General features: G+C 66.2%; 29 protein-coding genes. 19 read left to right on the forward strand and 10 right to left on the reverse strand.

The window, feature by feature from the left end:
- Positions 1-5: 5 nt before the first annotated feature.
- From AC1DUN_RS15780 to AC1DUN_RS15815, 8 genes are all read right to left on the reverse strand, one after another.
- On the reverse strand, positions 6-1,001 hold the full coding sequence (locus AC1DUN_RS15780; protein WP_477714781.1) for an AAA family ATPase: 996 nt from the start codon (positions 999-1,001) through the stop codon (positions 6-8).
- Between the two features lie 15 nt (positions 1,002-1,016).
- Complete coding sequence (locus AC1DUN_RS15785; protein WP_477714782.1) at positions 1,017-2,237, reverse strand: DUF4350 domain-containing protein; 1,221 nt, start codon at positions 2,235-2,237, stop codon at positions 1,017-1,019.
- Positions 2,234-3,010 carry a DUF4129 domain-containing protein gene (locus AC1DUN_RS15790; RefSeq protein WP_477714783.1) on the reverse strand — a complete coding sequence of 259 codons (777 nt, stop codon included), beginning with the start codon at positions 3,008-3,010 and terminating at the stop codon, positions 2,234-2,236. The genes AC1DUN_RS15785 and AC1DUN_RS15790 overlap by 4 nt, the downstream gene beginning before the upstream one ends.
- Positions 3,007-3,762: a hypothetical protein gene (locus tag AC1DUN_RS15795; protein ID WP_477714784.1), complete on the reverse strand. Its 756-nt coding sequence runs from the start codon at positions 3,760-3,762 to the stop codon at positions 3,007-3,009. The genes AC1DUN_RS15790 and AC1DUN_RS15795 overlap by 4 nt, the downstream gene beginning before the upstream one ends.
- Entirely contained in the window at positions 3,752-4,750 is a 999-nt protein-coding gene (locus AC1DUN_RS15800; RefSeq protein WP_477714785.1) for a stage II sporulation protein M, read from the reverse strand. Before AC1DUN_RS15800 ends, AC1DUN_RS15795 begins: the two co-directional genes overlap by 11 nt.
- A complete protein-coding gene (locus AC1DUN_RS15805; RefSeq protein ID WP_477714786.1) occupies positions 4,747-5,463 on the reverse strand; it encodes an RDD family protein in 717 nt (238 codons plus the stop codon). The genes AC1DUN_RS15800 and AC1DUN_RS15805 overlap by 4 nt, the downstream gene beginning before the upstream one ends.
- 11 nt (positions 5,464-5,474) lie before the next feature.
- A complete protein-coding gene (locus AC1DUN_RS15810; protein WP_477714787.1) occupies positions 5,475-5,984 on the reverse strand; it encodes an RDD family protein in 510 nt (169 codons plus the stop codon).
- Positions 5,985-6,087: 103 nt separating this feature from the next.
- Positions 6,088-9,243 (reverse strand): Rne/Rng family ribonuclease, encoded by a 3,156-nt coding sequence (locus AC1DUN_RS15815; protein ID WP_477714788.1) that lies wholly within the window; start codon positions 9,241-9,243, stop codon positions 6,088-6,090.
- Positions 9,244-9,936: 693 nt separating this feature from the next.
- On the opposite strand from AC1DUN_RS15815, the gene AC1DUN_RS15820 reads away from it, so the two are divergent.
- The 5 genes from AC1DUN_RS15820 (at position 9,937) to AC1DUN_RS15840 (ending at position 13,855) form a co-directional block, all read left to right on the forward strand.
- Positions 9,937-11,022 carry an RluA family pseudouridine synthase gene (locus tag AC1DUN_RS15820; protein ID WP_477714789.1) on the forward strand — a complete coding sequence of 362 codons (1,086 nt, stop codon included), beginning with the start codon at positions 9,937-9,939 and terminating at the stop codon, positions 11,020-11,022.
- 8 nt (positions 11,023-11,030) lie between these two features.
- Positions 11,031-11,645, forward strand: a complete 615-nt coding sequence (locus AC1DUN_RS15825; RefSeq protein WP_477714790.1) for a hypothetical protein — start codon at positions 11,031-11,033, stop codon at positions 11,643-11,645.
- 64 nt (positions 11,646-11,709) lie between these two features.
- Positions 11,710-12,369, forward strand: coding sequence for an HAD family hydrolase (locus AC1DUN_RS15830; protein WP_477664077.1), 660 nt, complete (start codon positions 11,710-11,712; stop codon positions 12,367-12,369).
- 28 nt (positions 12,370-12,397) lie between these two features.
- Entirely contained in the window at positions 12,398-12,763 is a 366-nt protein-coding gene (locus AC1DUN_RS15835; RefSeq protein WP_477714791.1) for a Rieske (2Fe-2S) protein, read from the forward strand.
- Between the two features lie 21 nt (positions 12,764-12,784).
- On the forward strand, positions 12,785-13,855 hold the full coding sequence (locus AC1DUN_RS15840; protein ID WP_477714792.1) for a S49 family peptidase: 1,071 nt from the start codon (positions 12,785-12,787) through the stop codon (positions 13,853-13,855).
- A 69-nt stretch (positions 13,856-13,924) separates the two neighbouring features.
- Here the strand turns inward: AC1DUN_RS15840 and AC1DUN_RS15845 are convergent, their stop codons facing one another.
- Together AC1DUN_RS15845 and AC1DUN_RS15850 are read right to left on the reverse strand one after the other, a co-directional pair.
- On the reverse strand, positions 13,925-14,692 hold the full coding sequence (locus tag AC1DUN_RS15845) for an SAM-dependent methyltransferase (protein WP_477714793.1): 768 nt from the start codon (positions 14,690-14,692) through the stop codon (positions 13,925-13,927).
- A complete protein-coding gene (locus AC1DUN_RS15850) occupies positions 14,689-15,309 on the reverse strand; it encodes a Maf family nucleotide pyrophosphatase (protein WP_477714794.1) in 621 nt (206 codons plus the stop codon). Before AC1DUN_RS15850 ends, AC1DUN_RS15845 begins: the two co-directional genes overlap by 4 nt.
- A 26-nt stretch (positions 15,310-15,335) precedes the next feature.
- Between AC1DUN_RS15850 and AC1DUN_RS15855 the strand changes: the two genes are divergently transcribed.
- From AC1DUN_RS15855 to AC1DUN_RS15920, 14 genes are all read left to right on the forward strand, one after another.
- Positions 15,336-15,887: a YceD family protein gene (locus AC1DUN_RS15855; protein WP_477714795.1), complete on the forward strand. Its 552-nt coding sequence runs from the start codon at positions 15,336-15,338 to the stop codon at positions 15,885-15,887.
- Positions 15,888-16,126: 239 nt separating this feature from the next.
- Positions 16,127-16,309, forward strand: a complete 183-nt coding sequence (gene rpmF, locus AC1DUN_RS15860; protein ID WP_007873878.1) for a 50S ribosomal protein L32 — start codon at positions 16,127-16,129, stop codon at positions 16,307-16,309.
- Positions 16,310-16,394: 85 nt separating this feature from the next.
- Entirely contained in the window at positions 16,395-17,480 is a 1,086-nt protein-coding gene (gene plsX, locus AC1DUN_RS15865) for a phosphate acyltransferase PlsX (protein ID WP_477714796.1), read from the forward strand.
- Between the two features lie 30 nt (positions 17,481-17,510).
- Positions 17,511-18,488 (forward strand): beta-ketoacyl-ACP synthase III, encoded by a 978-nt coding sequence (locus AC1DUN_RS15870; protein ID WP_477714797.1) that lies wholly within the window; start codon positions 17,511-17,513, stop codon positions 18,486-18,488.
- Between the two features lie 45 nt (positions 18,489-18,533).
- On the forward strand, positions 18,534-19,886 hold the full coding sequence (locus tag AC1DUN_RS15875) for a sialidase family protein (RefSeq protein WP_477714798.1): 1,353 nt from the start codon (positions 18,534-18,536) through the stop codon (positions 19,884-19,886).
- Positions 19,867-20,508 carry a hypothetical protein gene (locus AC1DUN_RS15880; protein WP_477714799.1) on the forward strand — a complete coding sequence of 214 codons (642 nt, stop codon included), beginning with the start codon at positions 19,867-19,869 and terminating at the stop codon, positions 20,506-20,508. The genes AC1DUN_RS15875 and AC1DUN_RS15880 overlap by 20 nt, the downstream gene beginning before the upstream one ends.
- 92 nt (positions 20,509-20,600) lie before the next feature.
- The gene (fabD, locus tag AC1DUN_RS15885; protein ID WP_477714800.1) at positions 20,601-21,551 is read left to right on the forward strand and encodes an ACP S-malonyltransferase; all 951 of its coding nucleotides are present in this window, start codon (positions 20,601-20,603) and stop codon (positions 21,549-21,551) included.
- Positions 21,548-22,294, forward strand: coding sequence for a 3-oxoacyl-ACP reductase FabG (gene fabG / locus AC1DUN_RS15890; protein ID WP_007873884.1), 747 nt, complete (start codon positions 21,548-21,550; stop codon positions 22,292-22,294). The genes fabD and fabG overlap by 4 nt, the downstream gene beginning before the upstream one ends.
- Positions 22,295-22,453: 159 nt before the next feature.
- On the forward strand, positions 22,454-22,693 hold the full coding sequence (gene acpP, locus AC1DUN_RS15895) for an acyl carrier protein (RefSeq protein ID WP_007873885.1): 240 nt from the start codon (positions 22,454-22,456) through the stop codon (positions 22,691-22,693).
- An 84-nt stretch (positions 22,694-22,777) separates the two neighbouring features.
- Positions 22,778-24,022 (forward strand): beta-ketoacyl-ACP synthase II, encoded by a 1,245-nt coding sequence (gene fabF, locus AC1DUN_RS15900; protein ID WP_477714801.1) that lies wholly within the window; start codon positions 22,778-22,780, stop codon positions 24,020-24,022.
- 28 nt (positions 24,023-24,050) lie between these two features.
- Positions 24,051-24,545, forward strand: coding sequence for a hypothetical protein (locus AC1DUN_RS15905; RefSeq protein ID WP_477714802.1), 495 nt, complete (start codon positions 24,051-24,053; stop codon positions 24,543-24,545).
- The gene (gene rpoE, locus AC1DUN_RS15910) at positions 24,542-25,186 is read left to right on the forward strand and encodes an RNA polymerase sigma factor RpoE (protein ID WP_074577668.1); all 645 of its coding nucleotides are present in this window, start codon (positions 24,542-24,544) and stop codon (positions 25,184-25,186) included. The genes AC1DUN_RS15905 and rpoE overlap by 4 nt, the downstream gene beginning before the upstream one ends.
- Positions 25,187-25,210: 24 nt before the next feature.
- Complete coding sequence (locus tag AC1DUN_RS15915; RefSeq protein WP_477714803.1) at positions 25,211-25,849, forward strand: sigma-E factor negative regulatory protein; 639 nt, start codon at positions 25,211-25,213, stop codon at positions 25,847-25,849.
- Positions 25,850-25,885: 36 nt separating this feature from the next.
- On the forward strand, positions 25,886-26,899 hold the full coding sequence (locus tag AC1DUN_RS15920) for a MucB/RseB C-terminal domain-containing protein (RefSeq protein WP_477714804.1): 1,014 nt from the start codon (positions 25,886-25,888) through the stop codon (positions 26,897-26,899).
- Positions 26,900-26,926 lie beyond the last annotated feature (27 nt).

Genomic DNA, 26,926 nt, shown 5'->3' on the forward strand with positions numbered 1-26,926 from the left:
CGGCCTCAGAGACGCGGCGCCTGCACGCTGCCCTGGGCGCTGCGCAGCAGCTCGTCCACGCCCAGGCCTTCGAGCTGGGCGTCGGGCGAAATCATCACGCGGTGGCGCAGGGCCGGCAGGGTCTGGCGCGCCACGTCGTCGGGGGTGATGAAGTCGCGCCCGTCCATCAGCGCGCCGGCGCGCGCGGCGCGCACCAGCGCCATGGTGCCGCGCGGCCCCGCGCCGGACGACAGGCCGGGCCAGTCGCGCGTGGCGCGCGCGATGCGCACCGCGTAGTCGATGACCTGTTCATGCGCCTGCACCAGGCTGGCCAGGCGCTGCAGCTCCAGCACCTGGGTGTCGTCCAGGCAGGGCCTGACCGCGTCCAGCGGCAACTGGTTGCCGGCGCGCTGGCCGGTGGTCAACTGCACCACCGCCTTTTCCTCGGCGTGGCTGGGGAAGGCGATGTTGATCTTGAGCAGGAAGCGGTCCAGCTGCGCCTCGGGCAGGGGATAGGTGCCTTCGGTGTCTATCGGGTTTTGCGTGGCCATCACCATGAAGGGGCGCGGCAGCGGCATGGCCCGGCCTTCCAGCGTGACCTGGTATTCCTGCATCACCTCGAGCAGGGCGCTCTGGGTCTTGGCCGGCGCGCGGTTGATTTCATCGGCCAGCAGCAAATGCGTGAAGACCGGCCCCTGGTGCACGCGCAGCGTACCTATGCCGGATTCGCTGCGGGTGGACGGGTCCAGCACCGAGTGGCCGGTGATGTCCGATGGCATCAGGTCGGGCGTGAACTGCACGCGCGCGTAGCGCAGGCTCATGGCCTGCGCCAGCGCCCGCGCCAGCAGCGTCTTGCCGAGCCCCGGCACACCCTCGATCAGCACATGGCCGGACGCGACCAGCGCCACCAGGGTCTGGTCGACGGCTTCCTTCTGGCCGACCACGGCCTTGCCGACTTCGTGGCGCAGGGTCTGCAGCCATTCGGCCGCGCGTATCAGTTCGTCGTTGGGAATCGATGACATGGTGGTTTCTCGGTTTCAGGATGAGGAAGGGGATGAAGCGGTGGAGGAGGCAGGCGGCGGGACCGGCTCGCGCGCGTCCAGCCGCCGGCGCGCGGTTTCCAGCAGTTCGAGGTCGGCGGCCAGCGCGGCGCGATTGCGCGCTCTGTCGGCTTGCGCGCGTTCGAGCAGTTGCGCGTCCAGGCCGGTGGCGCTGGCGATCTCGCGGGTGCGCCGCCCCGGCTCGAGTTGCGAAAACCGGGGCAGCTGCCGCGCGGCCGATGCGTGCAAGGCACGAAGCTGGGCCGTGTGCAGCGCTTTGGGCCCGTGCATGTGCAGAAAGCGCGCGGTGCCGCGCACCTGCTCGGCCATGGAGCGCCGGTGCGACGGAGCGGACGGCGCCAGCGGCCCGAAGCGCACGCCGGCGCGCCACAGGGCCAGCGCCAGGGCCAGCAGGCCCAGCAGCAGCGCCGCCCAGGCCTGGTGCCAGAGCCAGGGTGCAAACGGCTCCCTGGCCTCTTCGGCGACAAACCAGAACTCGGCGCCGGCACGCGCCTGCAGCGCCGCGGCCACCACCTGCGCGTTGTCGGCGCGCAGCAGGTTGCTGTTGTTAAGCAGGCCCCAGCCGCCGAGCACGGTGACCGTGCCCTGGCCGACCTGCACGCGCACGGCCTCGGTGCCGGCCGTGCCGCGCAGCGACCACAGCGGCGCGGCCAGGCGGTTCACCGGCAGGTACTGCGGGCTGAAGTAGGCGCCGCAGACGCGAAAGACGCGGCTGTCGCCGTAGCTGGCCGCCACCTCGGCGGGTTCCTCCAGCGCGCGGCAGTCCAGGTCCTTGGCGGCCCTGTCGAAAGGCCGCGCCGGCGTGATTTTCTGCGGGCTGACCGCGTTTTCCTCGGTGACGGGCAACCAGCCCGTGAGCGATTTGTGCCGGGCCAGGAAGCCCGGGATGACCAGGTGCCCGCCCTGCGCCACCCAGGCGCGCAGGCGCTGCGCGCGTTCGGGGAACAGGTCCCAGTTGCGCGACACCAGCACCAGCCGCGCCTGCGGCGGCGGCATGGCGTCCAGGCTTTTGTGCTTCACAACTTTCGCGCCCAGGGCGCCCAGCAGTTTTTCGGTGGCGTACAGCGGGTTGCTCAGGGCCTCACCCTTGGCCGGCGTGGGAACGTCGACGTCGACCCATTCGGTGGCCGACACCAGCCAGGCGCCGCCCGCCAGCAGCAGCACGCCCAGCAGGACCAGGATCAGCCGGTCTTTCATGGCGCCGCCTTCCCTGGTGTGACCGCTGCGGCCGGCGCGCCCAGTCGCGCGTCAAATTCGGCGCACAGCGCCAGCACGCCGGCCGTGGGCGGCAGGCGCCCGCCATAGGCCGCCAGCTGCCAGGCGGCCACCAGGCGGGCAAAAAAATCGAGCGAGGGCGGTGCCAGCCGGCCTTCGCTGAGCGCCACGCATTCGCCTTCGGTGCTGGCGTTGCGTATGGGCACCGCATGCAGGTGCACCAGGCGCGAGAGCGCGCCGCGGTAGAGCAGCGACAGCGCAGGCCGGCGCTGGCCGCGCTGCCACAGCGAGGCGACCTCGGAGCCCACGTCGTCGGGCAGGCTTTCGGGGCGTATGTCCAGGCTGCCGATGTGGCTGGGCAGGGGCGCCATGCGGTGCCGGCCGCCGCCGGCGCGCACCTGCGCCCAGCGCCGTATGCGGATCACCAGCCAGGCCAGGGCCAGCGCGCCCAGCGCCCACACCAGCAGGCGCGCGGCTTCGGAGACCCTGGTCACAAAGTCCCTGAGCCAACCGAAACCGTCGCTGTCCTTCTTTTTGTTCTCGGGTTTTTTGTCCTGGTTTTTCAGGCGCAGGCTTTTTTCGCTTTTGCTTCCGGGCAGGTTGGGGTCGGCGCGCACCCGTTCGGCGGCCGACTGCACCTGTTGGCGCGAGGGCGGCTCGCCGGGGGCCGCGGCGGCCGCGCCGGCCGCGCAAGCCGCGACCAATACGCAGGCCAGGGCCTGCCGCCATCGGGCATCACGGCGCGCGGCCCTCATGCGCCGGCCTTTGCCGGCGCGGGCGTGAAGGCGCGGCGAAATTCCTGCTCGATGTCCCAGGCTTCGAGCTCGACGCGGCGGTTCAGGTACATCGCAAAGCCGGCCGCCACAAAAAAAGGCTCGACCAGCCCGACGGCGAAGGCGTAGACCACGGCAAGGCACAGGCTTTGCATCGTCGACTCCGTGGCGATGAGCCAGCGCCAGAGTTCCGGAAGGCTGCCCTCGGGCGCGAACCAGAACAGCACCGAGAGAATGGCGAATTCCAGCGCGATCTCGACATTGGAAAAAATCAGCTGCATGCCCGTGGCCGCGCCGCGCCGCCCGCGCAGCAGCTGGTCGCGCCGCTTGCGCCTGGCGCCGCCGCGCTGGCCTTCGAGCTGGTCTATGGCCTGGGTGTAGGAGCGCCAGGGGGATAGGCGCCGCCACAGCAGCGTGCGCAGCAACTGCCCGCCCCACACCTGGGCGCGATGCTCCCAGAGGTCTTTCCAGCGTGTGGACTGGCCGAACACCGCGCGCGACAGGATGAACAGCAGGCTGCGGTCAAACCAGGGCTTGAGGCAAAAGATCAGCAGGCCGGGCAGCCAGTAGGCGAGCTCGATGGTGCACAGCAGCAGCGCGATGACCACCACATACATGGGCAGGAAAGTGCGCCAGATGGAAGCGGCATGGCGGCGCACCAGCGCGACGCCCAGGTCGGCGGCCTCGGCCATGGGCCGCGGGCGCAGCGCGACGGCCAGCGCGTCAACCTGCATGGCGCTGCCCTTCGCCCGCGGGCGCCTGGCCGGCGCGCGGCCGTCCCTGCCAGCCCAGGTAGGCCAGCACCAGGGCCCAGCAGGCCGCGCCGGCGCCGTATTTCACGGCGGGCGTGACCCAGCGCGCCGAGGACCAGAAGGCTTCGACGGCGGCGGCGATCAGCAGCAGGCCGATGACGCCATAGACCACGACGATGGCGTGGCGCGCCGCCAGGCGCAGCGCCTCCAGGCGCGTGTGCCGGCCCGGCGCGATCAGCGCGTAGCCCAGGCGCAGCCCGGCCGCGCCCGCCAGCACGATGGCCGTCAGTTCGAAGGCGCCGTGGGTGACGACAAAGGAGCAGAAGTTCTGTCCGTGACCCGAGGCGATCAGGTAGCCGCCCACGGCGCCTATTTGCACGCCGTTGAACAGCAGCACGCCGGCGCTGCCGATGCCGCCGAAAATGCCGGCCGCGAAGCAGCGAAAGCCGATGCCGATGTTGTGCATGACGTAAAAGCCGAACATCTGCCAGTCGCCGCTGGCGTCGCGGTTGCGCCCGAAGGATTTGGCGCTGTCGCTGTACATGCTGTCGAACTGCTGCACCTGCGCCGCGTCCAGCAGATGCAGGATGAACCCCGGGTCGCGGTAGGTGGCCAGGCCCGCGGCCAGCAGCGGCACCACGAACAGCAGGGCCGCCACCAGCAGGTAGGCGCGGTGCGCGCGCACGGCCTGCGGGAAGTCGACCAGCGCCAGCAGGCCCAGGCGCGCCAGGCCGTAGTCGTGGCGCCGGTAGATCAGCCGGTGGGCGCTTTGTGTCAGGGCTTCCAGCCGCTGCGTCAGGTGCACCGGATAGGCGCGGGCCTGCGCCAGCGCCAGGTGCTCGCAGACGCGGCGGTACAGCGTGGCCATCCGCGCGCCGTCGAACTTGCGCTCGGTCTCGGCGACGCCTATGACCTTCTCGAGCTCGTTCCACAGCGGCGCATAGGCCGCTTCAAACTGCAGGGGCGTCATGGCCGGGCCTCTCCCTCACGCCGGCCCATCAGCCATTGCGCCACGCCCAGCAGGCGCTGGGTGGGGCTGCTGCCCGGCGCGCCCGCGCCCAGCACCGGTTCGGCCAGGGCGGCGAGTTCGCCCAGGCGCTCGGGCGTCAGCCGCGTGGCCCGGCCGGCCCAGGCCAGCACCGAGGCCTGCTCGGCGGCCGACAGCGGCCGAGCGGGGGCGAGCGGAGCCGACAGGGGCACCTCGCCGTGCAGCTTGACGGCATCGGTGAACACCACCAGTGTGCCGGCGGCCAGGTCGCCCAGGCGCTTGCTGTCGCGCCGCCAGAGCATGGACACCAGCCCGGCGCCGAACAGCGCGGGCATGAAATCGGCGGCGCGCAGCAGGTTGCGGGTCAGCGAGGCGGCGGGCGTCACCGGCAGGCCGGAATCCATCACCACGCGCAGGCCCATGGCCCGCTTGCCGGGTGTGGCGGCCGCGCGGGTCAGCTCGAACACCACGGGGTAAAACCATTCGAGGCCGAAGTAGGCGAGCAGCAGCACGGCCCCGCCGGCCTTGCCCATCAGGCCGACCACAACGGCCACGGCGATGAACAGGCAGGCGCGTATGGCCAGGTCTATCAGGTAGGCCAGCCCGCGCGCGACGATGCCGGCGGGCCGCAGGGACAGGGTGATGCCTTCGGGCGTTTCAGCCGTGTAAATCGTGTCCAGGCGTGCGTTGGCCACAGGCTGGGGCCTCAGGCCTTGACGACGATGGTGTCCGCGATCTCGTCGTGCAGGCAGCGGCGGGATTGGCGAAAGATCATCAGGCAGTCGATCAGGGAATAAACCCAGACCACGGCTATGACAAGGCCGGCGGCAAAGCCCACGCCGTAGCGCAAGGCCAGGCGCGTCGGGGAAACGGCTTCGCCCGAGGGCCGGACAATGCGTAGCTTGAGCAGGACCTTGCCAATCGTCTGGCCCCGCGTCGCGAGCAGGTAGCCGTTGAGCAGGACGAAGATCAAGGCGCCGACGGCCATGCCCAGCGGGTTGAAGGACCACGCGCCTGTTCCTTGCGCGGCCCAGGGGTTGTAGGGGGTGAGCACCGACACCAGCCAGAGCACCAGGCTCTGGAAAACCGTGTCGAGGATGGCGGCACCCAGCCGTTCGACGCGGCCGGCCAGCTGTGGGCCGTCATTGACATCGGCCACATCCGACACCGTGGCTTGCGGCGGCGCGTAGCGCGCATCGTGCATGGGCTGGTCCATCGTCCTCTTCCCCTGTCGGTTTTGTTGGACTGATTCTAGGGCTTGTTTCAGGGCATAAAAAAAGCCCGCATAGGCGGGCTTTTTTTGGGGGAGGCGGGGGCGTTTACTGGCCTGGCGATTTCTCGAAGGGCAGGGACATCGCGCCCAGGTCGCGCCGGGTTTCGACCAGCACCAGCGGGCCTTCGTCGGCCACGACCAGCGGCGGGCGCTCGCGCGGCACGTGCACCGGCTTGACCTCGGCGGCGATGGCGGCCTTGGCCTCGGCGATCTTGGCCGCATCGGAGTTCACCCACTGCAGGCCCGAGGACTGGGCCACCTGGGCCAGTTCATCAAGGGGCAGCGCGTAGGACTGGACCTTGGGCAGGCTGATGGCTGCGGCGGCCGGTGCGGGCTGGACTGCCGCCACGGGCGCGGGCGCGGGCGCGGGTGCCGGTGCGGCCACAGCCACGGGGGCTGTGTAGGCGGGTGCCGGCGCTGCTTCAGGCACAAAAGGTGCGGCGGGCGTTACAGCGGCCGCAGGTGCCGCGTAGCTGGCGACGACTTCCGGTGCGCGTTCTTCGCGGGCTTGCGGTTGCTGCTGGGATTCCGCGAAACCGGCCTGGCCGGCTTGGCCGGCGTCAACGCCTTCGGCGGGCTGCTGCTCGCCGCGTTCGCCGTTCTCACCGCGTTCGCGGCGGTCGCGGCCATAGCGGTCGCGGCTGCGGCGCTCGCGCGGCTGGCGCTGCTCATCACCTTGGGCGCCCTGGCCGTTCTGCACGGGAGCGACCGGATTGCCGGCTTCGTCGAGCACGGGTGCCGCTGCGGCCTCGGGGTTGAAGCCGGCGCCGGCGTTCTGGCCTTCGGCGGCGCCTTCAGGGCGGTCTGCACCGCGGCGCTCGCCTCGGCGGCCATTGCGGTCACCGCGTTCACGGCGGCCTTCGCCGCGCTCGCCGCGTGCTTCGCGGTTGCCCTGGCGTTCGCCGTCCTGGGGTGCGCGCTCCTGGCGCGGCTCGGCGGCTTCGCCACCCATGGCGGCTGCCATGGCGGCCTGGTTGGCCAGCGCGAGGTCCTGCTCGACGGCGTCGCGCTGTATGCGTTCACCGCGCTCGCCACGTTCGCCGTTGCGTTCACCGCCACGCTCGCCGCGTTCACGGCGGTTGCGGCCGCCTTCGCGGCCTTCACGGTTGGGCGTCTCGCCGCGTGGCTGCTCGCCCGCGCCTTCGGGACGGACTTCACCGGCCTGGCGTTCCTGGCGGCCTTCGGCATTGCGCTCGCGACGTTCGCCGCCGCGGCCTTCACCGCGTTCACCACGGCCTTCGGGGCGTGCTTCGCGGCCTTCGGTACCACGGCCCTCGCCGCCGCGGCCTTCGCTGCGGCCACGGCCGCCGCGCCGGCCGTCACGGCCGCCGCGCTCACCACCACGATCGGAGCGCTCGCCACGCTCGCCGCCACGGCCTTCACCGCGACCATCGCGCCGGCCTTCGCCGCGCTCGTCTTTTTTCACTTCCTTGGCGGCAGGCGCCGGGGCCGGCGCTTCGGCGCCGCCGAACAGGCTCTTGATCCAGCCGAAGAAGCCTTTTTCAGCGGGTGCCGCCACCGCCGGTGCGGGGCGGGCAGCGGGCTTGTGCGCCGCTGCTTGGGCAACGGGTTCCGGCTTGGGTGGTGCCACTGGCGCGGGCGCATCGGGCAGCACGCCCTTGATGACGGGCTCCTGCTTGTTGTGCTTTTCCTGGCTGCGGCGCGTGACGGTGGTCGGGTCCTCGACTTCCTCGGCCATCTTGTAGCTGGCGGCGATGTTGTCCAGGCGCGGGTCGTCGTGTTTCAGGCGTTCCAGGCGGTAGTTGGGGGTTTCCAGCGTCTTGTTGGGCACCAGCAGCACGTTGATGCGCTGCTTGACTTCGATCTTGGCGATCTCGGAGCGCTTCTCATTGAGCAGGAAGGAGGCCACGTCGACCGGGACCTGGCACAGCACCGAGGCCGTGCTGTCCTTGAGGGACTCTTCCTGGATGATGCGCAGGATCTGCAGCGCCGAGCTTTCGGTGTCGCGGATATGGCCGGAACCGCCGCAGCGCGGGCAGGGAATCGATGCACCTTCGGACAGGGCCGGGCGCAGGCGCTGGCGGCTCATTTCCATGAGGCCGAACTTGCTGATGGTGCCGAACTGCACGCGGGCGCGGTCCTGGCGCAGCGCGTCGCGCAGGCGGTTTTCCACGTCGCGGCGGTTGCGCGACTCTTCCATGTCGATGAAGTCGATGACGATCAGGCCGCCCAGGTCGCGCAAACGCATCTGGCGCGCGACTTCGTCGGCGGCTTCCAGGTTGGTGCGCGTGGCGGTTTCCTCGATGTCGCCGCCCTTGATGGCGCGGGCCGAGTTGACGTCGACCGAGACCAGGGCCTCGGTGTGGTCGATCACGATGGCGCCGCCGGAAGGCAGTTGCACGGTGCGGGCGTAGGCCGACTCGATCTGGTGTTCGATCTGGAAGCGGCTGAACAGCGGCGCGTCGTCGCGGTAGCGCTTGACGCGGTGCTCGTGCTCGGGCATCACGTGGGCCATGAACTGCTTGGCCTGCTCGTAGACGTCGTCGGTGTCGAACAGGATGTCGCCGATGTCGCTGTTGAAGTAGTCGCGGATCGCGCGTATCACCAGGCTGGATTCCTGGTAAATCAGGAAAGCGCCCTTGCCGCCCTTGCCGGCGCCGTCGATGGCGGTCCAGAGCTTGAGCAGGTAGTTCAGGTCCCACTGCAGCTCAGGGGCGCTGCGGCCTATGCCGGCGGTGCGCGCGATGATGCTCATGCCATTGGGGTACTCAAGCTGGTCCATCGCCTCTTTGAGCTCGGCCCGGTCGTCGCCCTCGATGCGCCGGCTCACGCCGCCGCCGCGCGGGTTGTTGGGCATCAGGACCACGTAGCGGCCGGCCAGGGAGACGAAGGTGGTGAGGGCCGCGCCCTTGTTGCCGCGTTCTTCCTTTTCGACCTGGACCAGCAGTTCCTGGCCTTCCTTGATGACGTCGTTGATGCGCGCCTGGCTGACCGGCACGCCCTGGGCAAAGTACTGCTTGGAGATTTCCTTGAACGGCAGGAAGCCGTGGCGGTCCTCGCCGTAGTCGACGAAGCAGGCTTCCAGCGAGGGCTCGACGCGCGTGACGACGGCCTTGTAGATGTTGCCCTTGCGCTGTTCGCGCCCTTCGATTTCAATTTCGTAGTCGAGGAGTTTTTGTCCGTCGACGATCGCCAGGCGGCGTTCTTCAGCCTGAGTGGCGTTTACCAGCATCCGTTTCATGGGTAGCCTTCCTTATCGTTCTTCGTTTTGATGTCATGTCTCGAACATCAATCACATGCCCAAAATGGGCCAACGACGCCGGAGGGACGCAGTGCGAACGTGGAGGAATTGCCGGAGAGCTTTTGACGGCGCGCGGCCGACCGAAATGAATCGGTCAGCGACGTGGTCTGGGCGTAGGCGCGTGGATGGAGCGAGCAGGGGTCAAACGGGTGGGTGCCGTGCAAAGCGCGGCTGCTGGCGCCCACTGCACAAAGGCTGGCGGCTGATTCATGCCGAATGCGGGGCACACGAATGTCGTGAGGCGCCGCAGGCATATATAAATCAGACTGACCAGTGTTGTCATCAGAGGGCTACCCGTTAAAGGACTTGATCTCGGCTGGATCCGCGTGCAGCCTGTTGTTCGTGACTTGGGCTGCACACATGGTATTCCGTAGTTGTGTTCGCAAAACGTCGACTCGTCTACCGTGCAAGACGCTCGCCGCGAGGTGCCTGGCACTCGTCGCTTGCGGGCAATTGCCGGCGTGGGCATCGACCTTCCAGCGAGGCTGCTTGTTCGCCTTTTCAGGGCCGGGGACGTGTGTGGACTAAACTCCAGACAAATCAACCACTTACAGCGCATCGCTAGTGAAACACATTATAGGGTCAGCCAGGGGCTTGGCAAGGAAACCCGGGAAAACACCGGGTCGCCCACCCGTGGCCGCCGCCAGGCCCAAACCTCAAGCCGCCTCAGCTCCGCCCATTCCCCAGGCACCGGCCCCGGCGGCGCCCCAGGCCACGCTGGTGACGGTGGACGAGGACTACGCGGGCCAGCGGCTGGACAATTTTTTGATCCGCCAGCTCAAGGGCGTGCCCAAAACCCATGTTTACCGCATCATCCGCAGCGGCGAGGTCAGGGTGAACAAGGGCAGGGCGCAGGCCGACACCCGTGTGGAGGCGGGCGACGTGGTGCGCCTGCCGCCGGTGCGCACCTCCGAGCGGGCCGGCCAGAAGGCCGAGGCCATGGCCCAGGAAATCGCCCGCCACGGCGCGAGTTCCACCACCGGGGGCTATGCGCCCTCGCGTGAATTTCCCATCCTGTTTGAAGACGACTTCGTGCTGGCCATCGACAAGCCGGCCGGCGTGGCCGTGCACGGCGGCAGCGGCGTGAGCTTTGGCGTGATCGAGCAACTGCGCATGGCGCGGCCCGAGGCCGACTTCCTGGAGCTGGTGCATCGGCTGGACCGCGAAACCAGCGGCATCCTGCTGATCGCCAAGCGGCGCATGGCGCTCAAGCTGCTGCAGGAGCAGTTCCGCGAACGCGAAACCGACAAGGTCTACCTGGCGCTGGTCGGCGGCGACTGGCCGGCCAAACACCGCGTGATCGACAAGGCGCTGCACAAGTATTTGCTGCCGGACGGCGAGCGGCGCGTCAAAGTGGTCGAAAACGACCATCCCGACGGCATGCGCTCGGTGACGCTGGTGAAGGTGAGGGCGGCCGTGCCCGCCAGCCCGCTGGCGCCGGCGACGCCTTTTACCCTGCTGGAAGTCACCATCAAGACGGGCCGCACGCACCAGATCCGCGTGCACCTGGCCAACGAAGGCCACCCGATTGCCGGCGACGATAAATACGGCGATTTCGAGCTGAACCGGGCACTGCAGAAAACCGCGGGCGGCGCGGTGCCGCTCAAGCGCATGTTTTTGCATGCCTGGAGCCTGAAGTTCAACCATCCCAAGCTGCGCAAGGTGGTGCACCTGCAGGCGCCGCTGCCGCCCGAGCTGCAGCAGTTTTTGCCGGCATAGGTATTCAAATGGTTCATGACCTTCCTGAGGCGCCTGATTCCAGGAGCGCAGTCGGGCCGATTCGGGGAAAGCTCGGCGGCCTGGGCGCGACGGTGCTGATGTTCGTCTTTGCCGGTCCCGCGCTGTACGGTGTGGCGTATTACCTGGTGGCGGGTGACTTCGGGCGCGGCGAATTCCGCTGGAGCCAGCTGCCTTCAGTGGTGTTCTGGCCGCTTCTGATGGAGTTTTTGTTCTGGGTGTCGTTGGGCAGCCTTGACGCGGTGCTTCAGGTTTCGCTGCCTACCGTTTTGGCTGCGGTGGTTTTCTGGCTCTTGAACAAGAGGGTGATGCCTTCTGTGGACGCCATGTCCCCCTTTCGTCTTGTTTTGTCCAGGTCGGTGGCCGGCCTGCTGGTGTGCGTGTGCGCTTTTGTGGCCTTGAATCCGGCGACAGTGACGCAGGGATGGGACGCGCTGTATTTTTACAATCCCCACATTCGGGATTCATACGACGACTCGGCGTGGGGATTCCTTGAGAAATACGGGCAACTTTTCCACCTTGCTGTACTTGGCCTGGCCGGCGCCTTGTTGGGGGCGGCGTACGGGCTCTCATCGTGGTGGTTCAATCAACGCCGGGACAACTGACGTGCGCATTGCGGCTTTTGTCCCTATGCGCCAATATGCGGGCCGTCCCTAAGACAATATCCCCATGCAAACCCGAAATTTCGACCTGATCGCCTTTGACTGGGACGGCACGCTGTTTGACTCGACCGGCATCATCGTGCGCTGCATCCAGGCCGCGGTGCGCGACGTGGGCGGCACGGTGCCCACCGACAAGGAGGCCGGCTATGTCATAGGCCTGGGCCTGATGCAGGCCCTGGCCCATGCCGCGCCCGACGTGCCGCCTGAAAAATACCCCCAGCTCGGCGAGCGCTACCGCCACCACTACGCCGCGCACTACGACGACCTGAGCCTGTTTGACGGCGTGCTGCCCCTGCTCGACGCCTTGAAGGCGCGCGGCCACCTGCTCGCGGTGGCCACCGGCAAGTCGCGCCGCGGCCTCGACGAGGTGCTGCGCACCGTGGAGCTCAAGGGCATGTTCGACGGCTCGCGCACCGCCGACGAGACGGCCGGCAAACCCGACCCGCGCATGCTGCACGAGCTGATGGCCGAGTTCGACGTCGCGCCTGAACGCGTGCTGATGGTGGGCGATACCACGCACGACCTGCAGATGGCGCTCAATGCCGGCTGCCCCAGCGTGGGCGTGAGCTACGGCGCGCACGAACCTGATACCTTCGCCGTGCTGGCGCCGCGCCATGTCGCGCATTCGGTGCCGGAGCTGCAGGACTGGCTGCTGGCCCATGGCTGAAGTTCGGCGTTAAGAGGCATCAAAGGCCATGGACGAACGGCAAGCCCTGTGCAACAGCCGCGACCTGCTCGAAGGCGGGCTGGCGGTACCGTTCGACGTGGTCTATGCCGGCCAGACCTGCCGCGCCTTCGCCGTGCGTTTCGAGGGCATGGTCCATGCCTACCTCAATCGCTGCAGCCACGTCGCGATGGAACTCGACTGGCAACCTAACCGGGTGTTTGACGACCAGGGCCAGTGGCTGCTGTGCGCCAGCCATGGCGCCGCCTACCGTCCCGACACCGGCCAGTGCGCGGGCGGGCCCTGCCAGGGCGGCCTGGTCAAAATCGCGCTTTCCGAAGCTGAGGGGGTTGTTTATTGGCATTCTGCTTACAACCTTAAACCGCTACAGTTCTAATACCTCTCTAAACTAGTGACCATGAACGATCCCCAACGCCCTGATCCCTCCACCGATCCCGATTTGCTGCGCGAATCGGACTTCCGGCCCAACCAGCCGGAATCCCTTCCGCCCTATAACAACCCGGTGAACCAGGCGAAAAAATCCGCGGCAGACCCGACCAACGCCCCCGGCTGGGAGCGCGCGACACTGGAGAAACTGGCCTTCGCCGCGCTCAATGAGCAAAAGGCGACGCGCCGCTGGAAGACTTTTGTGCGCCTGGCCTGGCTGGCTTTTTTTGTGGCCCTGGTCTGGATGCTGCTGCATCGCGGCACGCCCGCCAGCGACGCGACCGTGCCGCACACCGCTGTGGTGGAAATCAAGGGCGAGATCGCCGCGGGCGCCGATGCCAGCGCCGAGTTCGTCAATGCGGCCCTGCGCGCGGCCTTTGAGGACGACGGCGCCAAGGCCGTCGTGCTTTTGATCAACTCGCCCGGCGGCAGCCCCGTGCAGGCCGGCATGATGAACGACGAGATCCTGCGCCTGAAGGCCAAGCACAAGAAGCCGGTCTACGCCGTGGTTGAGGAAACCTGCGCCTCCGCCGCTTATTACATCGCCGTCTCGGCCGACAAGATTTACGTCGACAAGGCCAGTATCGTGGGCAGCATAGGCGTGCTGATGGACGGCTTCGGCTTTACCGGCCTGATGGACAAGCTGGGCGTGGAGCGCCGCCTGCTGACCGCCGGCGAAAACAAGGGCTTTCTGGACCCCTTCAGCCCGCAAAACGAAAAGCAGCGCGTCTTTGCGCAGGCCATGCTGGACCAGATCCACCAGCAATTTATCTCGGTGGTGAAGGCCGGCCGCGGCAAGCGCCTGAAGGAAACGCCCGAGATGTTCAGCGGCCTGTTCTGGAGCGGCCAGCAGGCTGTGGAACTGGGCCTGGCCGACCAGCTCGGCAACCTCGACTACGTCGCGCGCGAAGTGGTCAAGACCGACGAGATCATCGACTACACGCGCCGCGACAACGTGGCCGAGCGCCTGGCCAAAAAGTTCGGCGCGGCCATGGGCGAAGGCGCGATGAAGGCGTTCAAGGCGATTCCCGCGCTGCGTTAAACCTCCGATAGCCCCGTTAAAAAGCCCGCATGACGCGGGCTTTTTTGTGGGCGCCGTGGCGGCCTTTTTTTAACGGCCTATGGCAAACACGGTCGGCAAATCCAGCGGCGCCTGGGGTTTGTCGCGCTTCCACACGCTCACCTGCGCGCTGCGCGACCAGGCTGTGCCCAGGGTCAGGCCGCAGCTCAGCGCCAACCGGGTGTTGCCCTGCAGTGTTTGCAGCAGCGACTGGAGCAGGGCGGCGTTGCGGTAGGGGGTTTCGATAAAAAGCTGGGTCTGGCCGGATTTCAGCGCCAGTGATTCCAGCTCGCGCAGGCGCTGCGCACGCTCGGCCGGCGTTTGCGGCACATAGCCGGCAAAGGCGAAGCTCTGGCCGTTGAGGCCGCTGGCGGCCAGCGCCAGCATCAGCGACATCGGGCCCGTGAGCGGCACGACTTCCAGTCCCAGGTCATGCGCCGCGCGCACCACGGAGGAACCCGGGTCGGCAATCGCCGGCATGCCGGCTTCGCTGACCAGGCCCATGTCGCGGCCTTCCAGGGCGGCCGCGAGCAGGGGGCGCGCGTCAAAGTTGCCGCCGTGGTCGCCTTTTTTATGGACCTCGCGCGGCAGTTCCTGGATCTGCAGCGACTGCAGCGGCGCGGCCAGCGGCTGCAGCGCGTCTATGCGCTTGAGGTAGGCACGCGTACTTTTGGCGTTCTCGCAGATCCAGCAGGTCAGCCGCGATGCGAGCTGCAGGGTTTGCAGCGGCATGACGTCCTGCAGCGGTGCTTGTGTGTCGCAGCCGAAGTCCAGCGGCGCGGGCACCAGGTAGAGCTTGCCCTTCACGGCGGCGCTCATGGCCGGCCTCCCGACAGCAGCTGGATGCCCGCGGCCTGGATCAGCCGGCAGGTGCGTATCAGCGGCAGGCCGACCAGGGCCGTCGGGTCGTCGTTGTCTATGGACTCCAGCAGCGCGATGCCCAGGCCTTCGCTTTTGGCGCTGCCTGCGCAGTCATAGGGCTGCTCGATGCGCAAATAGTGTTCGATCTCATCATCGCTGAGCGCGCGGAATTTCACCTTGACCGGCGCCAGGCTTTGCGCCTCGTAGCCGCTTTCCAGGCACACCACGGCCACGGCAGTCTGGAAAACCACGGTGCGCCCGCGCATGCGGCGCAATTGCGCAACGGCTTTTTCATGGCTGCCGGGCTTGCCCAGCGGCTCGCCGTCCAGGTCGGCCACCTGGTCGGAGCCTATGACGACCGCGCCCGGAAAGGCGGCGGCCACCGCGCGGGCTTTGGCCAGGGCCAGGCGTTCGGCCAGGGCTTGCGGGGCTTCTCCGGGCTGCGGGGTTTCGTCCACCTCGGGTGCGGCGACCTCAAACGGGATATGCAGCCGCTGCAGCAATTCGCGGCGGTAGCGTGAGGTCGAACCCAGGACGAGAGGGCGGTTGGTGGCGGGAGGGGAAACAAGGGTCATGGCCCCGATTCTCTTACACTGCATCCATGTCCAGACCTCTGCAGCCCAGCCGGCTCAACATGAAAGCGTTTGCCCAGGAGGGCGTGGCGCTCACGGAAACTACTCCGCTACAAAATCTGGAGCGTCTTGCCGAGGAAACGCAAGGGCTGCAGGCCGATTCGACCGTTCAATGGGAGGCGCTCGGCGAGCTGCGCCCGCGCACCGGCGCCGACGACGAGGTGTGGCTGCATCTGCAGGCCCACGCCACCGTTCCGCTGACCTGCCAGCGCTGCATGGGCGTGGTCGAGACGCCGGTGGAGGTGGACCAGTGGTACCGTTTTGTGGCCAGCGAAGACATCGCCATGGCCGAGGACGACCAGTCCGAAGAAGACCTGCTGGTGATGGAGCCCCAGTTCAACCTGCTAGCCGTGCTGGAAGACGAGCTGCTGATGGCCTTGCCCCTGGTGCCCATGCACGAGGAATGCCCGGTCGCGCCCAAGCTTCAGGCCGGTGATGTGGAGGAGCCGGGTGCGGCGGGTGAGCCTGCCGGAAAACCCAACCCTTTTGCCGTGCTCGCGCAGTTGAAGAATAAAAAGTAGTAATTTAGTTTTACTAAATTCATGCGAAAAACCACTGGATTCACGGACATTTCGCCCGTCTGAGGCCAGGGTGATGAAAATGCTCCCGCATCAAGCTATAATCAAAGGCTTCGCGTACCAATGCGGTGGATACGGTGACATGGCGCCCAGGCGGTCATGGACCGATATTCAGGTCCAGCTGTCTGAACTCGGAATTTGGTGCGTAATTTACCAACCTAACACCCCATCAGGAGCGGATCATGGCCGTCCAGCAAAACAAAAAGTCACCTTCGAAGCGCGGTATGCACCGTTCGCACAACGCACTCACCGTGCCAGGCATTGCCGTGGAATCCACCACCGGCGAAACCCACCTGCGCCACCACATCAGCCCCACCGGTTTCTACCGTGGCCGCAAGGTGCTGAAAACCAAATCCGAAGCGTAATTCCACGCTTTGAGCATGGGCCCGCACTCATCCTGCGGGCCTTTCTTTTGCCTGAATTCCACCTCTTGACTGCACCGGTCGCCCCATGATCAGGATTGCTGTCGATGCCATGGGCGGCGATATCGGCCCTGCCGTGACGCTGCCCGCCAGCCTGGCTTTCCTGGACGGCCACCCCGATGCCGCCGTGGTGCTGGTGGGCCAGCCCGAAGTGCTGGCGGCGCATCCCCTGCACGCGCGGCTCCAGGCCCATCCGCGCTGCCAGATCGTTGCGGCCAGCGAGATCGTCACCATGGACGATCCCATCGAGATCGCGCTGCGGCGCAAGAAAAACTCCTCGATGCGGGTTGCGATGAACCAGGTCAAGGACGGCGTGGCCCAGGCGGCTGTGTCGGCCGGCAATACCGGCGCGCTCATGGCCATCGCCCGCTACGTGCTCAAGACCCTGGAGGGCATAGACCGTCCGGCCATTGCCACCCAGTTGCCCAATGCCCTGGGGGGCGCCACCACAGTGCTGGACCTGGGCGCCAATGTCGATTGCACCGAGGACCACCTGCTGCAGTTCGCCGTGATGGGTTCCGCCCTGGTGGCTGCCATCACCGCCAATCCCACGCCCAGCGTCGGCCTGCTCAATATCGGAGAAGAGGCGATAAAAGGCAGCGAAATGATCAAAAAAGCCGGTGAGCTGCTGCGATCTGCTTCCAATTCCGGTGATTTGAATTTTTATGGAAATGTCGAAGGCAACGATATTTTCAAGGGAACGACAGATATCGTGGTCTGTGACGGCTTTGTGGGCAATGTGGCGCTCAAGGCCAGCGAGGGCCTTGCCAGCATGATTGGCGGCTTCATTAAAACTGAGTTTTCTCGCAATATCTTCACAAAAATTTCCGCCATCATTGCCTATCCGGTGCTAAATGCATTTAAAAACCGGGTTGATCACAGGCGTTACAACGGCGCGGCCTTGCTGGGCCTGCAAGGCCTGGTGTTCAAGAGCCATGGCTCGGCGGACGCCTTTGCTTTTGAGAGGGCGCTGAATCGGGCTTATGATGCGGCTCGGAACAATTTGCTTGAGAGAGTCCGCGAACGCATCGCCCATGCGGCCCCTTTGCTGGTTGCGGCGCAGGCGGCATCCCCCGCCGATGCGCCCGCCGAGGTCCTCCTCAATGCCAGTTGACTCAGCAGTTTCAACACCGGCCACTCATTAATGACCCGTTACTCACGCATCGCCGGCACCGGTAGTTATTTGCCGCCGCGCCGACTGACCAACGCCGAACTGGCGGCCGAGCTGGCCACCCGAGGCGTGGAAACCTCCGACGAATGGATTGTGGAGCGCACCGGCATCCGGGCCCGCCACTTTGCCGCGCCCGACGTGACCAGCAGCGACCTAGGCGTGGAAGCCGCCAAAAACGCCCTGCAAGCCGCGGGCCTGCAGGCATCCGATATCGACCTCATCATCGTGGCGACCTCGACACCCGACATGGTGTTCCCGTCGGCCGCCTGCATTTTGCAAAACAAGCTGGGCATCGCCGGCTGCGCGGCCTTTGACGTGCAGGCCGTGTGCAGCGGTTTCGTCTACGCGCTGACCGTGGCCGACGCCATGATACGTACTGGTTCGGCCAGCAAGGCGCTGGTAATCGGTGCGGAAGTGTTCTCCCGTATCCTGGATTTTTCGGACCGCACCACCTGCGTGCTCTTCGGCGACGGCGCCGGCGCCGTGGTGCTCGAGGCTTCGGAGACGCCCGGCATCCTCGCCAGCGACCTGCATGCCGACGGCAAGCATGTCGGCATCCTCTGCGTGCCGGGCAATGTTTCGGGCGGCCAGATCCTGGGTGACCCGCTGCTCAAGATGGACGGCCAGGCCGTGTTCAAGCTGGCTGTGGGTGTGCTCGAAAGCGCCGCGCGCGCCACGCTGGCAAAAGCCAAGCTGACCGACGCCGACATCGACTGGCTGATCCCGCACCAGGCGAATATCCGCATCATGCAGAGCACGGCCAAAAAACTGAAGATGCCGCTGGAAAAACTGATCGTGACCGTCGACCAGCACGGCAACACTTCCGCCGCCTCCATCCCGCTCGCGCTGGATTCGGCCGTGCGCAGCGGCAAGATCCAAAAAGGCGACACCCTGATGCTCGAAGGCGTGGGCGGCGGCTTTACCTGGGGTGCGGTGCTTCTCAAATACTGAGCGGCTCCCTACCCATCCGCCAGGCTTTCACAGACAGGTGGGCACTTGAATTTCAAACCGTCCGGTGCGCTGGAGCGCGTTGCAGCTGCCTTGCTGGTGCTGGCCTTCGCCCTGGCCGGATGGAAGGTCCTGCAGCGGCAGCCGGCTTCCCCATTTGTGGTGCCGTCCGCTGATGCGCCCCAAGGCTCGCCTCGCACGCATCCACCGGCACAGCAACGCTCACCCGACGGCCGCTTTCGTTTTGACGCGCAGTTTGTGTCGTCCTCTCCCGGCCAGGCCGTGCATGCCGCGTCGCTGGTGGAACTGCGCGACGGGCGTTTGCGGGCGGTCTGGTTTTCGGGCTCGCGCGAAGGCGCAGGCGACGTCACCATCCAGAGCGCGGTGACGGATGCCACCGGTTTGCGCTGGGACGCGGAAAGCACGCTGTTCGACCGGCAAACGCTTCAGCAAGGCCTGTGGCGCTATGTCAAGAAACTCGGCAACCCGGTGATTGCCCGCGCGCCCGATGGCTCGCTGAACCTGTGGATGGTCAATGTGTCGCTGGGCGGTTGGGCGGGCAGCGCCATCACCTGGGCGCGCTCCACCGATGAAGGCGCAAGCTGGAGTGCGCCGCGCCGGCTGGTGACTTCGCCCTTCCTGAACATCAGCACCCTGGTCAAGGGCACACCCGTCATCTTCGAGAACGGTGAAACCGGCTTGCCGGTGTACCACGAGTTCGTCGCCAAGTTCGGTGAAGTCCTGCGCCTCAACGCCCAGGGCCAGGTCGTCGACAAGGTGCGCATTCCCGGCAGCCGCACCAGCTTGCAGCCAGTGGTCTTGGTGTCGGGGCCGGAGAAGGCGCAGGTCTATATGCGCTCGGGCAATGCCACGGCGCTGATGGCCTCAAGCACCACCGACGCCGGCAAGACCTGGTTGCCGGCCCATGCAAGCGCCTGGCCGAATCCGGATTCCGCCCTGGCCGGCACCATGACGGACAGCGGCACGCAATGGCTGGCCTTGAACCCGGCGCCCCGCAACCGCGAAACACTGGCCTTGCTGCAGGCCGCCGCGGGCGGCTCATTTGACGGCGTGACGCCCTGGATCGTGGAGTCCTCCGCCAATCCGCAGGCACGCACATCCATGGGCGACTACGAACGCCTGCTGACCCAGGAACTCAAGGCCCGCGGCGCCAGTGACGGCGATGCCCAGGCCTATGTGGCCAGCGCCCGGCGCCAGCTGTGCGGCGGCCAGAGCTGCTCCCAGGAGTTTTCCTACCCCTACCTGCTGCAAAGCCGCGACGGCTACCTGCACCTTGTCTATACCTGGCATCGCACGCGCATCAAGCATGTGCGGCTGGATCCCCTGCAAACCCTAGAGGCCGCGCAAGCGGCGCCCGGCCATGTTTCCTCCGGCAAATGACCTGATCGCCCTGTTTGGCATCAACCTGGTGCTCAGCGCCGGTTGCCTGCGTCTGCTGAGCTGGCGGCGTGGCGTCACGCCCTGGGGCAAATGGGCCAGCGCTGCGGTGTTTTTGCTGCTGTGGTGCCCGGTGGGCCCGGCCCGTTTGCCGCTGGTTGCGTATGTGCGAGGCATCAGCTCGGACCTGAGCATTTCCCTGGTGGCCATCGCCTGCCTGGGCATGTACCGCCGCCTGCGCGGCCTGGCCCCCGTGGCGCAGCGCGAGCGCATGGCGCTGAGCCTTGCCTTCGCGGCCGGCGCCTTGTTCCTGTACCCGCTGGCCCTGGGCTGGGGCGATTGGGATGCCTACCGGCTGGGCTGGGGTTCGCCGGCCCTGTGGGTGGCGCTTCTGGTGCTGTCGCTGGCGTGCTGGGCTGGGGGCTTGCGCCTGCTGCCCGCGCTGGTGGCCCTGGCTTTGCTGGCCTGGGTGGCCGGCGCGCTGGAGTCCACCAACCTGTGGGATTACCTCATAGACCCCTGGCTCGCGCTTGCGGCGATTTTTCAGTGCCTCAAATCGGCTACCTGCTGGGGGCTTGCGCAGCTGCGGGCTGCTCGCCATGGCGCCATGCCGTCTTCGGCTTGAGAGGTCGCGCGTCAAAAAATGGCTGTTCATCTTCTTAAAATGCATGCGGGCGCCTTTGGGCGATCCAAGAATTCGATCCATGGAGTAATCATTTGAAATCGTTTGCCATTGTTTTTCCCGGCCAGGGCTCGCAGTCGGTCGGCATGCTGGACGCCTGGGGCGACCATCCCGTGGTCACGCAGACGCTGGCCGAAGCCTCCGAGGCGCTGGGCGAGGATGTCGGCCGCTTGGTCAAGGAAGGCCCCAAGGAGGCGCTGGCCCTGACCACCAATACCCAGCCCGTGATGCTGGTCGCCGGTGTGGCGGCCTACCGCGCCTGGATGGCCGAGACCGGCGCGGCGCCGGCCGCCGTGGCGGGCCATTCGCTGGGCGAATATTCCGCGCTGGTGGCTTCCGGCGTGCTGACGCTTGCGCAGGCCGCACCGCTGGTGCGCTTTCGCGCGCAGGCCATGCAGGATGCGGTGCCGGTCGGCGTCGGCGCGATGGCGGCCATCCTGGGCATGGAAGCCTCCAAAGTGATTGAAGGCTGCGCCGAAGCCGTGCGCAGCTTCGGCGGTAACAGCGCCGAAGTGGTGGAGGCCGTCAATTTCAACGACCCGATGCAGACCGTCATCGCGGGCAGCAAGGCCGCGGTCGAGAAAGCCTGCGAAGTGCTCAAGGCCAACGGCGCCAAGCGCGCCTTGCCGCTGCCGGTGTCGGCACCCTTTCACTCCAGCCTCATGAAGCCCGCGGCCGAGAAGCTGCGTGAAAAGCTGGCCGCTGTCGATTTCGCGGCACCGGCAATCCCGGTCGTCAACAACATCGATGTGGCCGTGGAGACAGACGCGGACCGCATTCGCGCGGCGCTGTACCGCCAGGCTTTCGGTCCCGTGCGCTGGGTGGAATGCGTTCAAGCCATCAAGGCGCGCGGCCTCACGACGCTGGTCGAGTGCGGGCCGGGCAAGGTGCTGGCCGGTATGGCCAAAAGAATCGATCCCGAATTGACGGGCATCCCCCTGTTTGATCCCGCCTCGCTGGCGGAAGTGAAGGAGTTACTGGCATGAGCGAAGTGAAGTTTGAAGGCCAGGTCGCGCTGGTCACCGGCGCATCGCGCGGCATAGGCGCGGCCATCGCGCTTGAGTTGGCCCAGAAGGGCCTCAAGGTCATAGGCACGGCGACCAGCGACGAGGGCGCGGCCAAGATCGGCCAGGCCCTCGCGGCTTTCCCGGGCTGCGCCGGCAAGAACCTGAACGTGAACGATGCCGCCGCGGCCGAAGCGCTGATCGAGGCCATCGTCAAGGAGCACGGCGGCCTGCAGGTGCTGGTCAACAACGCGGGCATCACGCGCGACATGCTGGCGATGCGCCTGAAGGACGAGGATTGGGACGCGGTGCTGGACACCAACCTGAAGGCCGTGTTCCGCATGAGCCGCGCGGTGATGCGCACCATGATGAAGCAGCGCTACGGCCGCATCATCAGTATCACCTCGGTGGTCGGCGCCTCGGGCAACGCGGGCCAGTCCAATTACGCGGCCGCCAAGGCCGGCGTGGCCGGCATGACGCGCGCGCTGGCGCGCGAGCTCGGTTCGCGCAACATCACGGTCAATTGCGTGGCGCCGGGCTTTATCGAGACCGACATGACGGCCGGTTTGCCCGAAGAGCAGCAAAAAGCGCTGCTGGGGCAGATACCGCTGGGCCACCTGGGCAAGCCGCAAGACATTGCGCACGCCGTGGCCTTTGTGGCCAGCCCCCAGGCGGCTTACATCACCGGCCAGGAGATTCACGTCAACGGCGGCATGTATATGTAGGCCGTGGGGCCGTCAGGCAGCGGTTTCATGAAAACCGCGGCTTGACAGTGGTAAAACACGGGAAATCGAAGCCGGTTTTTATCCGTCCGGCGCGGTGCTTAGGGAAACGACTCTAACGCGGTAAAATCACGGATTAATTTACAACCCTCAGAGGGAACTATGAGCGATATCGAAGCACGTGTTAAGAAAATCATTGCCGAACAACTCGGCGTGGAAGAAGGCCAGGTCACCAATGAAAAAGCCTTTGTGGCCGATCTGGGCGCTGACTCCCTTGACACCGTAGAACTGGTTATGGCTCTGGAAGACGAGTTCGGCATTGAGATTCCCGACGAAGACGCCGAGAAGATCACCACCGTCCAGAACGCGATTGACTACGCGAACACCCATCAAAAGGCCTGAGGCCGCAGGTTTGCGCCTGTGACTCTGCCGTCACCAAGCCTGAAAAGCCACAGGGCCTTTTCAGGTTCTTTTCAGGATTTCTGAATGAGCCGTCGTCGTGTCGTCGTGACAGGTCTGGGTTGCGTCAGCCCGGTAGGTAATACCGTGGCCGAGTCCTGGGCCAATCTTCTTGCCGGCAAGCCCGGGATTGATCTTGTCACCGGGTTTGATGCCAGCAACCTCGCCTGCAAATTCGCCGGCGAGGTCAAGGGTTTCAACATCGCGGACTACATCCCCGAAAAAGAAGCCCGGCACATGGACCGGTTCATCCACCTGGGTCTGGCCGCGGCCTTCCAGGCGGTGGCCGACAGCGGCTTGCCGACCGGCGAGGCGCTGGGTGGCGAGATGGCCACGCGCATCGGCTGCAACATCGGCTCGGGCATAGGCGGTTTGCCGATGATCGAGCAGATGCACACCGAGCTGGTCAATCGCGGCCCGCGCCGGATCTCCCCGTTTTTTGTGCCTGCCTCGATCATCAACATGATCTCGGGGCATGTGTCCATCAAGTTCGGCTTCAAGGGCCCGAACATCGCGGTCGTCACGGCCTGCACCACCGGCCTTCATGCGATCGGCCTGTCCGCCCGCATGATCGAGTACGGTGATTGCGACGTGATGGTGGCCGGCGGCGCGGAGTCCTGCGTGTCGCCCCTGGGCATAGGCGGCTTCGCGGCAGCCCGTGCCCTGTCCACCCGCAACGAAGACCCGAAAACGGCCTCGCGTCCCTGGGACAAGGACCGCGACGGTTTTGTGCTGGGCGAGGGCGGCGGTGTGCTGGTACTCGAAGAGTACGAACATGCCAAGGCCCGCGGCGCGAAAATTTATGCCGAGCTGACCGGCTTCGGCATGAGCGCTGACGCCTATCACATGACCGCGCCCGACATCGACGGCCCGCGCCGCTCCATGGTGATGGCCCTGAAGAACGCCGGTGTCAACGCCGACGAGGTCCAGTACCTCAATGCGCACGGCACGTCCACGCCGCTGGGCGACCTCAACGAAACCAATGCCATCAAGGCGGCTTTCGGCGACCATGCCAAGAAGCTGATGGTCAGCTCCACCAAATCCATGACCGGCCACTTGCTGGGCGGGGCCGGCGGTATCGAGTCGGTGTTTACCGTGCTCTCGCTGCATCACCAGAAGATTCCGCCGACCATCAATATCTTCAACCAGGACCCTGAGTGCGACCTCGACTACTGCGCCAATACCGCGCGTGACGCCAGGATCGAAGTTGCCGTCAAAAACAACTTCGGCTTCGGCGGCACCAACGGCACGCTGGTTTTCAAGCGCGCCTGATTTTTACCCGCGCTCCGCAAGCAAGCCCTTGGCCACGCACAACGCCCCTCCGGTTGTTTATCCGTTGGGGCGTTCGCGTTTTCTGGGCGCGCTCTTGCTGGGCCTGTGGCTTTGCGGCCTGTTGCTGACCCTGCTGTGGTTTTTCCAGGGCACCGGGCGGCTCGACTGGCGCATCGCGCTGGCGCTTGTTTGTGTTGCCGCAGCCGGTGCGGCGGCCTATGCCGGCTGGCGAAACGCCCCGGCAGGCCAGCTCGCCTGGGACGGCGAGGTTTGGCGCTGGGAAAGCCCGGGCTACCAGGCCGGTGTCGCCGAGTACGGCCTGTCGGTCCTGGCTGATTTCCAGAATATCCTGCTGCTGCGGCTTGAAAACCAGGCTCATGCCTGTTTGTGGCTCTGGGTGGAGCGGCGCAGCATGCCCGAGCGCTGGCTGGACTTGCGCAGGGCGGTTTATTCGCCGCACAAAGCAGCTGTGGCAGTATCGGGGGCTATGCACTCCCTAGACGGCGGGCCAAACCCTTCATGAGCGCCGACCTGCCACTTTTGCCGCTGGAAAAAGCCACCGACAGCGACGCCATGCTGGTCGAGCGCACGGTCGCGGGCGACCAGAAAGCCTATGAGCTCCTGGTCATCAAGTACCAGCGGCGCATCCAGCGCCTGATAGGCCGCATGGTCCGCGATGTGGACCTGGTGGAGGACATCGCCCAGGAGACGTTTATCCGGGCCTACCGGGCCCTGGCGCAGTTCAGGGGCGAGGCCCAGTTTTACACCTGGCTGTACCGGATCGCGGTGAATACCGCGAAAAAGGCCCTGATGGACCTCAAACGGGACCCGACCGTTTCCGAAAATGCCTTCAAATCGGGCCAAAGCGAGGAAAGCGATGAAACTTCCCCGCTGGAAAACGAACTAACAAGCTCGGAAACGCCGGATGCCGTGCTGGCCAGCAAGGAAATCGCGGAGATCATCAATGCCGCCATGGAAGCCTTGCCGGAAGAGCTCCGACAGGCCATCACCCTGCGTGAAATTGAAGGGTTGAGCTATGAAGAGATCTCGGAGGCCATGGATTGCCCCATAGGCACGGTGCGCTCCCGGATTTTCAGGGCGCGTGAAGCGATTTCGCAGAAGGTGAAGCCTTTGCTGGAAAACCAAAGCGGCAAGCGCTGGTAAGGCCGCGGCAGCCAGGAGCCATCCATGAACCCCACGAACAGCAAAAACATCATGAAACCGTCTATGCAAACCAGCGAACTCATGTCCGCCCTGGCCGATGGCCAGCTGGGCGGGGAAGACTTTGCGGCCGCACTTCACGCCAGCCGGCATGATGATTCGGCGCTGGCGTGCTGGGACACCTACCACCTGATCGGCGATGCGCTGCGTTCCTCCCGTGGCGCGCGCGGCGCGGACCCGGCATTCCTGAGCCGCCTGAACCAGCGCCTGGCGCAGGAAGCCTCGCCGGCCGCCGCCCCGCGTCCCGTCCAGCCGGCCGTCCAGGATTTGCCTGCGGCCCTGCCCGATCACCGCGGCCAGGCCGCCAACGACGGCGAGTTTCGCTGGAAGCTGGTGGCGGGCTTTGCCTCGCTCGCGGCGGTGTCCGCCATTGCATGGAACGCCGCCGGCCTGCTGGCGCCTGCCGCCGCGCCGCAGCTGGCCCAGGCGCCTGCTTCCCTCCAGCAGGTGGTGGTCGCTTCGCCGCAAGGCCCGGTGGTGCGCGATGCGCGGCTTGAGGAACTGCTGGCCGCGCACAAACAGCTGGGCGGCACCTCGGCGCTGCAGGAGCCGTCGGGCTTTCTGCGCAATGCCACTTTCGAGACGCCTCGCAATGCAGCGCGCTAAGTGCAGGCTGTACAACGACCGGGCCTTGGCGACACCATGAACCTCAAGCTACTCCGTCTTCTCGCGCTGGCAGGGTGCACCTTGCCGGCCGTGGGCTATGTGGCGGCGCAGGCCACGCCCGCCCCCGCGGCATCGGCCGTGGAATCCCGCAGCATCAACGACTGGCTGATGCGCATGCATGAGGCCTCCCGAAAGCGCTCCTACATCGGCACTTTTGTGGTCTCCTCGGGCGGCGCCATGTCCAGCGCCAAGATCTGGCATGTCTGCGAGGGCGACCAGCAGATGGAGCGGGTCGAAACGCTCACGGGCGCGCCGCGCTCCATCTTCCGCCACAACGACCAGGTGGTCACCTTCATGCCCGACCACAAGGTGGTCCGCAGTGAAAAGCGCGAGTCGCTGGGCATGTTCCCGCAACTGCTGCAGTCGGCCGACGGCCGTATCGCCGACTACTACAAGGTCAAGCAGGAGGGCGCCGAGCGCGTGGCTGGCGTCGAAGCCGACATCGTGCTGCTGGTGCCCAAGGACGGCATGCGTTTTGGCTACCGCGTCTGGACCGAGCAGAAAAAAGGCCTGGTCGTGAAACTGCAGACGCTGGACACCGACGGCAAGGTGCTGGAGCAGGCGGCGTTTTCCGAGTTGCAGCTCGATGCCCCGGTCAAGATGGACAAGCTGCTGCAGATGATGGGCAAGGTCGACGGTTACCGGGTTGAGAAACCGGTCCTGGTGAAAACCACCGCCAGCGCCGAAGGCTGGGTCCTGAAGGCGCCGGTGGCGGGCTTCAAGCCCATGAGCTGCTACAAGCGGCCGGCGACGGCCAACCCGGCGCCCGGCGAAGAACCCCTGCAATGGATTTTTTCGGACGGCCTGGCCTCGGTGTCCATCTTTGTGGAGCCCTTCGACCGGCAGCGCCACGACAGGGAGTCCAGCCTGTCGATGGGCGCCACGCAGACCATCACGCGGCAGCTCGATGCCTATTGGGTCACCGTCATGGGTGAAGTTCCCATGGCTACCCTGAAGCTCTTTGCCAACGGCCTGGAGCGCAAGAAATAATATGCCCCTGGCGTTCCGGCGATGGAC

The sequence above is a fragment of the Polaromonas sp. P4_F6 genome, from assembly GCF_056401275.1.

Bases quoted from the DNA above. Each gene is read 5' to 3' on its own strand.
- rpoE (WP_074577668.1), top strand. From the start codon at position 24,542: ATGAGCGCCGACCTGCCACTTTTGCCGCTGGAAAAAGCCACCGACAGC.
- AC1DUN_RS15835 (WP_477714791.1), top strand. From the start codon at position 12,398: ATGGACGAACGGCAAGCCCTGTGCAACAGCCGCGACCTGCTCGAAGGC.
- AC1DUN_RS15920 (WP_477714804.1), top strand. From the start codon at position 25,886: ATGAACCTCAAGCTACTCCGTCTTCTCGCGCTGGCAGGGTGCACCTTG.
- AC1DUN_RS15855 (WP_477714795.1), top strand. From the start codon at position 15,336: ATGTCCAGACCTCTGCAGCCCAGCCGGCTCAACATGAAAGCGTTTGCC.
- fabF (WP_477714801.1), top strand. From the start codon at position 22,778: ATGAGCCGTCGTCGTGTCGTCGTGACAGGTCTGGGTTGCGTCAGCCCG.
- AC1DUN_RS15785 (WP_477714782.1), bottom strand. From the start codon at position 2,237: ATGAAAGACCGGCTGATCCTGGTCCTGCTGGGCGTGCTGCTGCTGGCG.
- AC1DUN_RS15790 (WP_477714783.1), bottom strand. From the start codon at position 3,010: ATGAGGGCCGCGCGCCGTGATGCCCGATGGCGGCAGGCCCTGGCCTGC.
- acpP (WP_007873885.1), top strand. From the start codon at position 22,454: ATGAGCGATATCGAAGCACGTGTTAAGAAAATCATTGCCGAACAACTC.
- AC1DUN_RS15840 (WP_477714792.1), top strand. From the start codon at position 12,785: ATGAACGATCCCCAACGCCCTGATCCCTCCACCGATCCCGATTTGCTG.
- rpmF (WP_007873878.1), top strand. From the start codon at position 16,127: ATGGCCGTCCAGCAAAACAAAAAGTCACCTTCGAAGCGCGGTATGCAC.
- AC1DUN_RS15815 (WP_477714788.1), bottom strand. From the start codon at position 9,243: ATGAAACGGATGCTGGTAAACGCCACTCAGGCTGAAGAACGCCGCCTG.
- plsX (WP_477714796.1), top strand. From the start codon at position 16,395: ATGATCAGGATTGCTGTCGATGCCATGGGCGGCGATATCGGCCCTGCC.
- AC1DUN_RS15810 (WP_477714787.1), bottom strand. From the start codon at position 5,984: ATGGACCAGCCCATGCACGATGCGCGCTACGCGCCGCCGCAAGCCACG.
- AC1DUN_RS15915 (WP_477714803.1), top strand. From the start codon at position 25,211: ATGAACCCCACGAACAGCAAAAACATCATGAAACCGTCTATGCAAACC.
- AC1DUN_RS15780 (WP_477714781.1), bottom strand. From the start codon at position 1,001: ATGTCATCGATTCCCAACGACGAACTGATACGCGCGGCCGAATGGCTG.
- AC1DUN_RS15845 (WP_477714793.1), bottom strand. From the start codon at position 14,692: ATGAGCGCCGCCGTGAAGGGCAAGCTCTACCTGGTGCCCGCGCCGCTG.
- AC1DUN_RS15825 (WP_477714790.1), top strand. From the start codon at position 11,031: ATGGTTCATGACCTTCCTGAGGCGCCTGATTCCAGGAGCGCAGTCGGG.
- AC1DUN_RS15800 (WP_477714785.1), bottom strand. From the start codon at position 4,750: ATGACGCCCCTGCAGTTTGAAGCGGCCTATGCGCCGCTGTGGAACGAG.
- AC1DUN_RS15830 (WP_477664077.1), top strand. From the start codon at position 11,710: ATGCAAACCCGAAATTTCGACCTGATCGCCTTTGACTGGGACGGCACG.
- fabG (WP_007873884.1), top strand. From the start codon at position 21,548: ATGAGCGAAGTGAAGTTTGAAGGCCAGGTCGCGCTGGTCACCGGCGCA.
- AC1DUN_RS15880 (WP_477714799.1), top strand. From the start codon at position 19,867: ATGTTTCCTCCGGCAAATGACCTGATCGCCCTGTTTGGCATCAACCTG.
- AC1DUN_RS15795 (WP_477714784.1), bottom strand. From the start codon at position 3,762: ATGCAGGTTGACGCGCTGGCCGTCGCGCTGCGCCCGCGGCCCATGGCC.
- AC1DUN_RS15870 (WP_477714797.1), top strand. From the start codon at position 17,511: ATGACCCGTTACTCACGCATCGCCGGCACCGGTAGTTATTTGCCGCCG.
- AC1DUN_RS15850 (WP_477714794.1), bottom strand. From the start codon at position 15,309: ATGACCCTTGTTTCCCCTCCCGCCACCAACCGCCCTCTCGTCCTGGGT.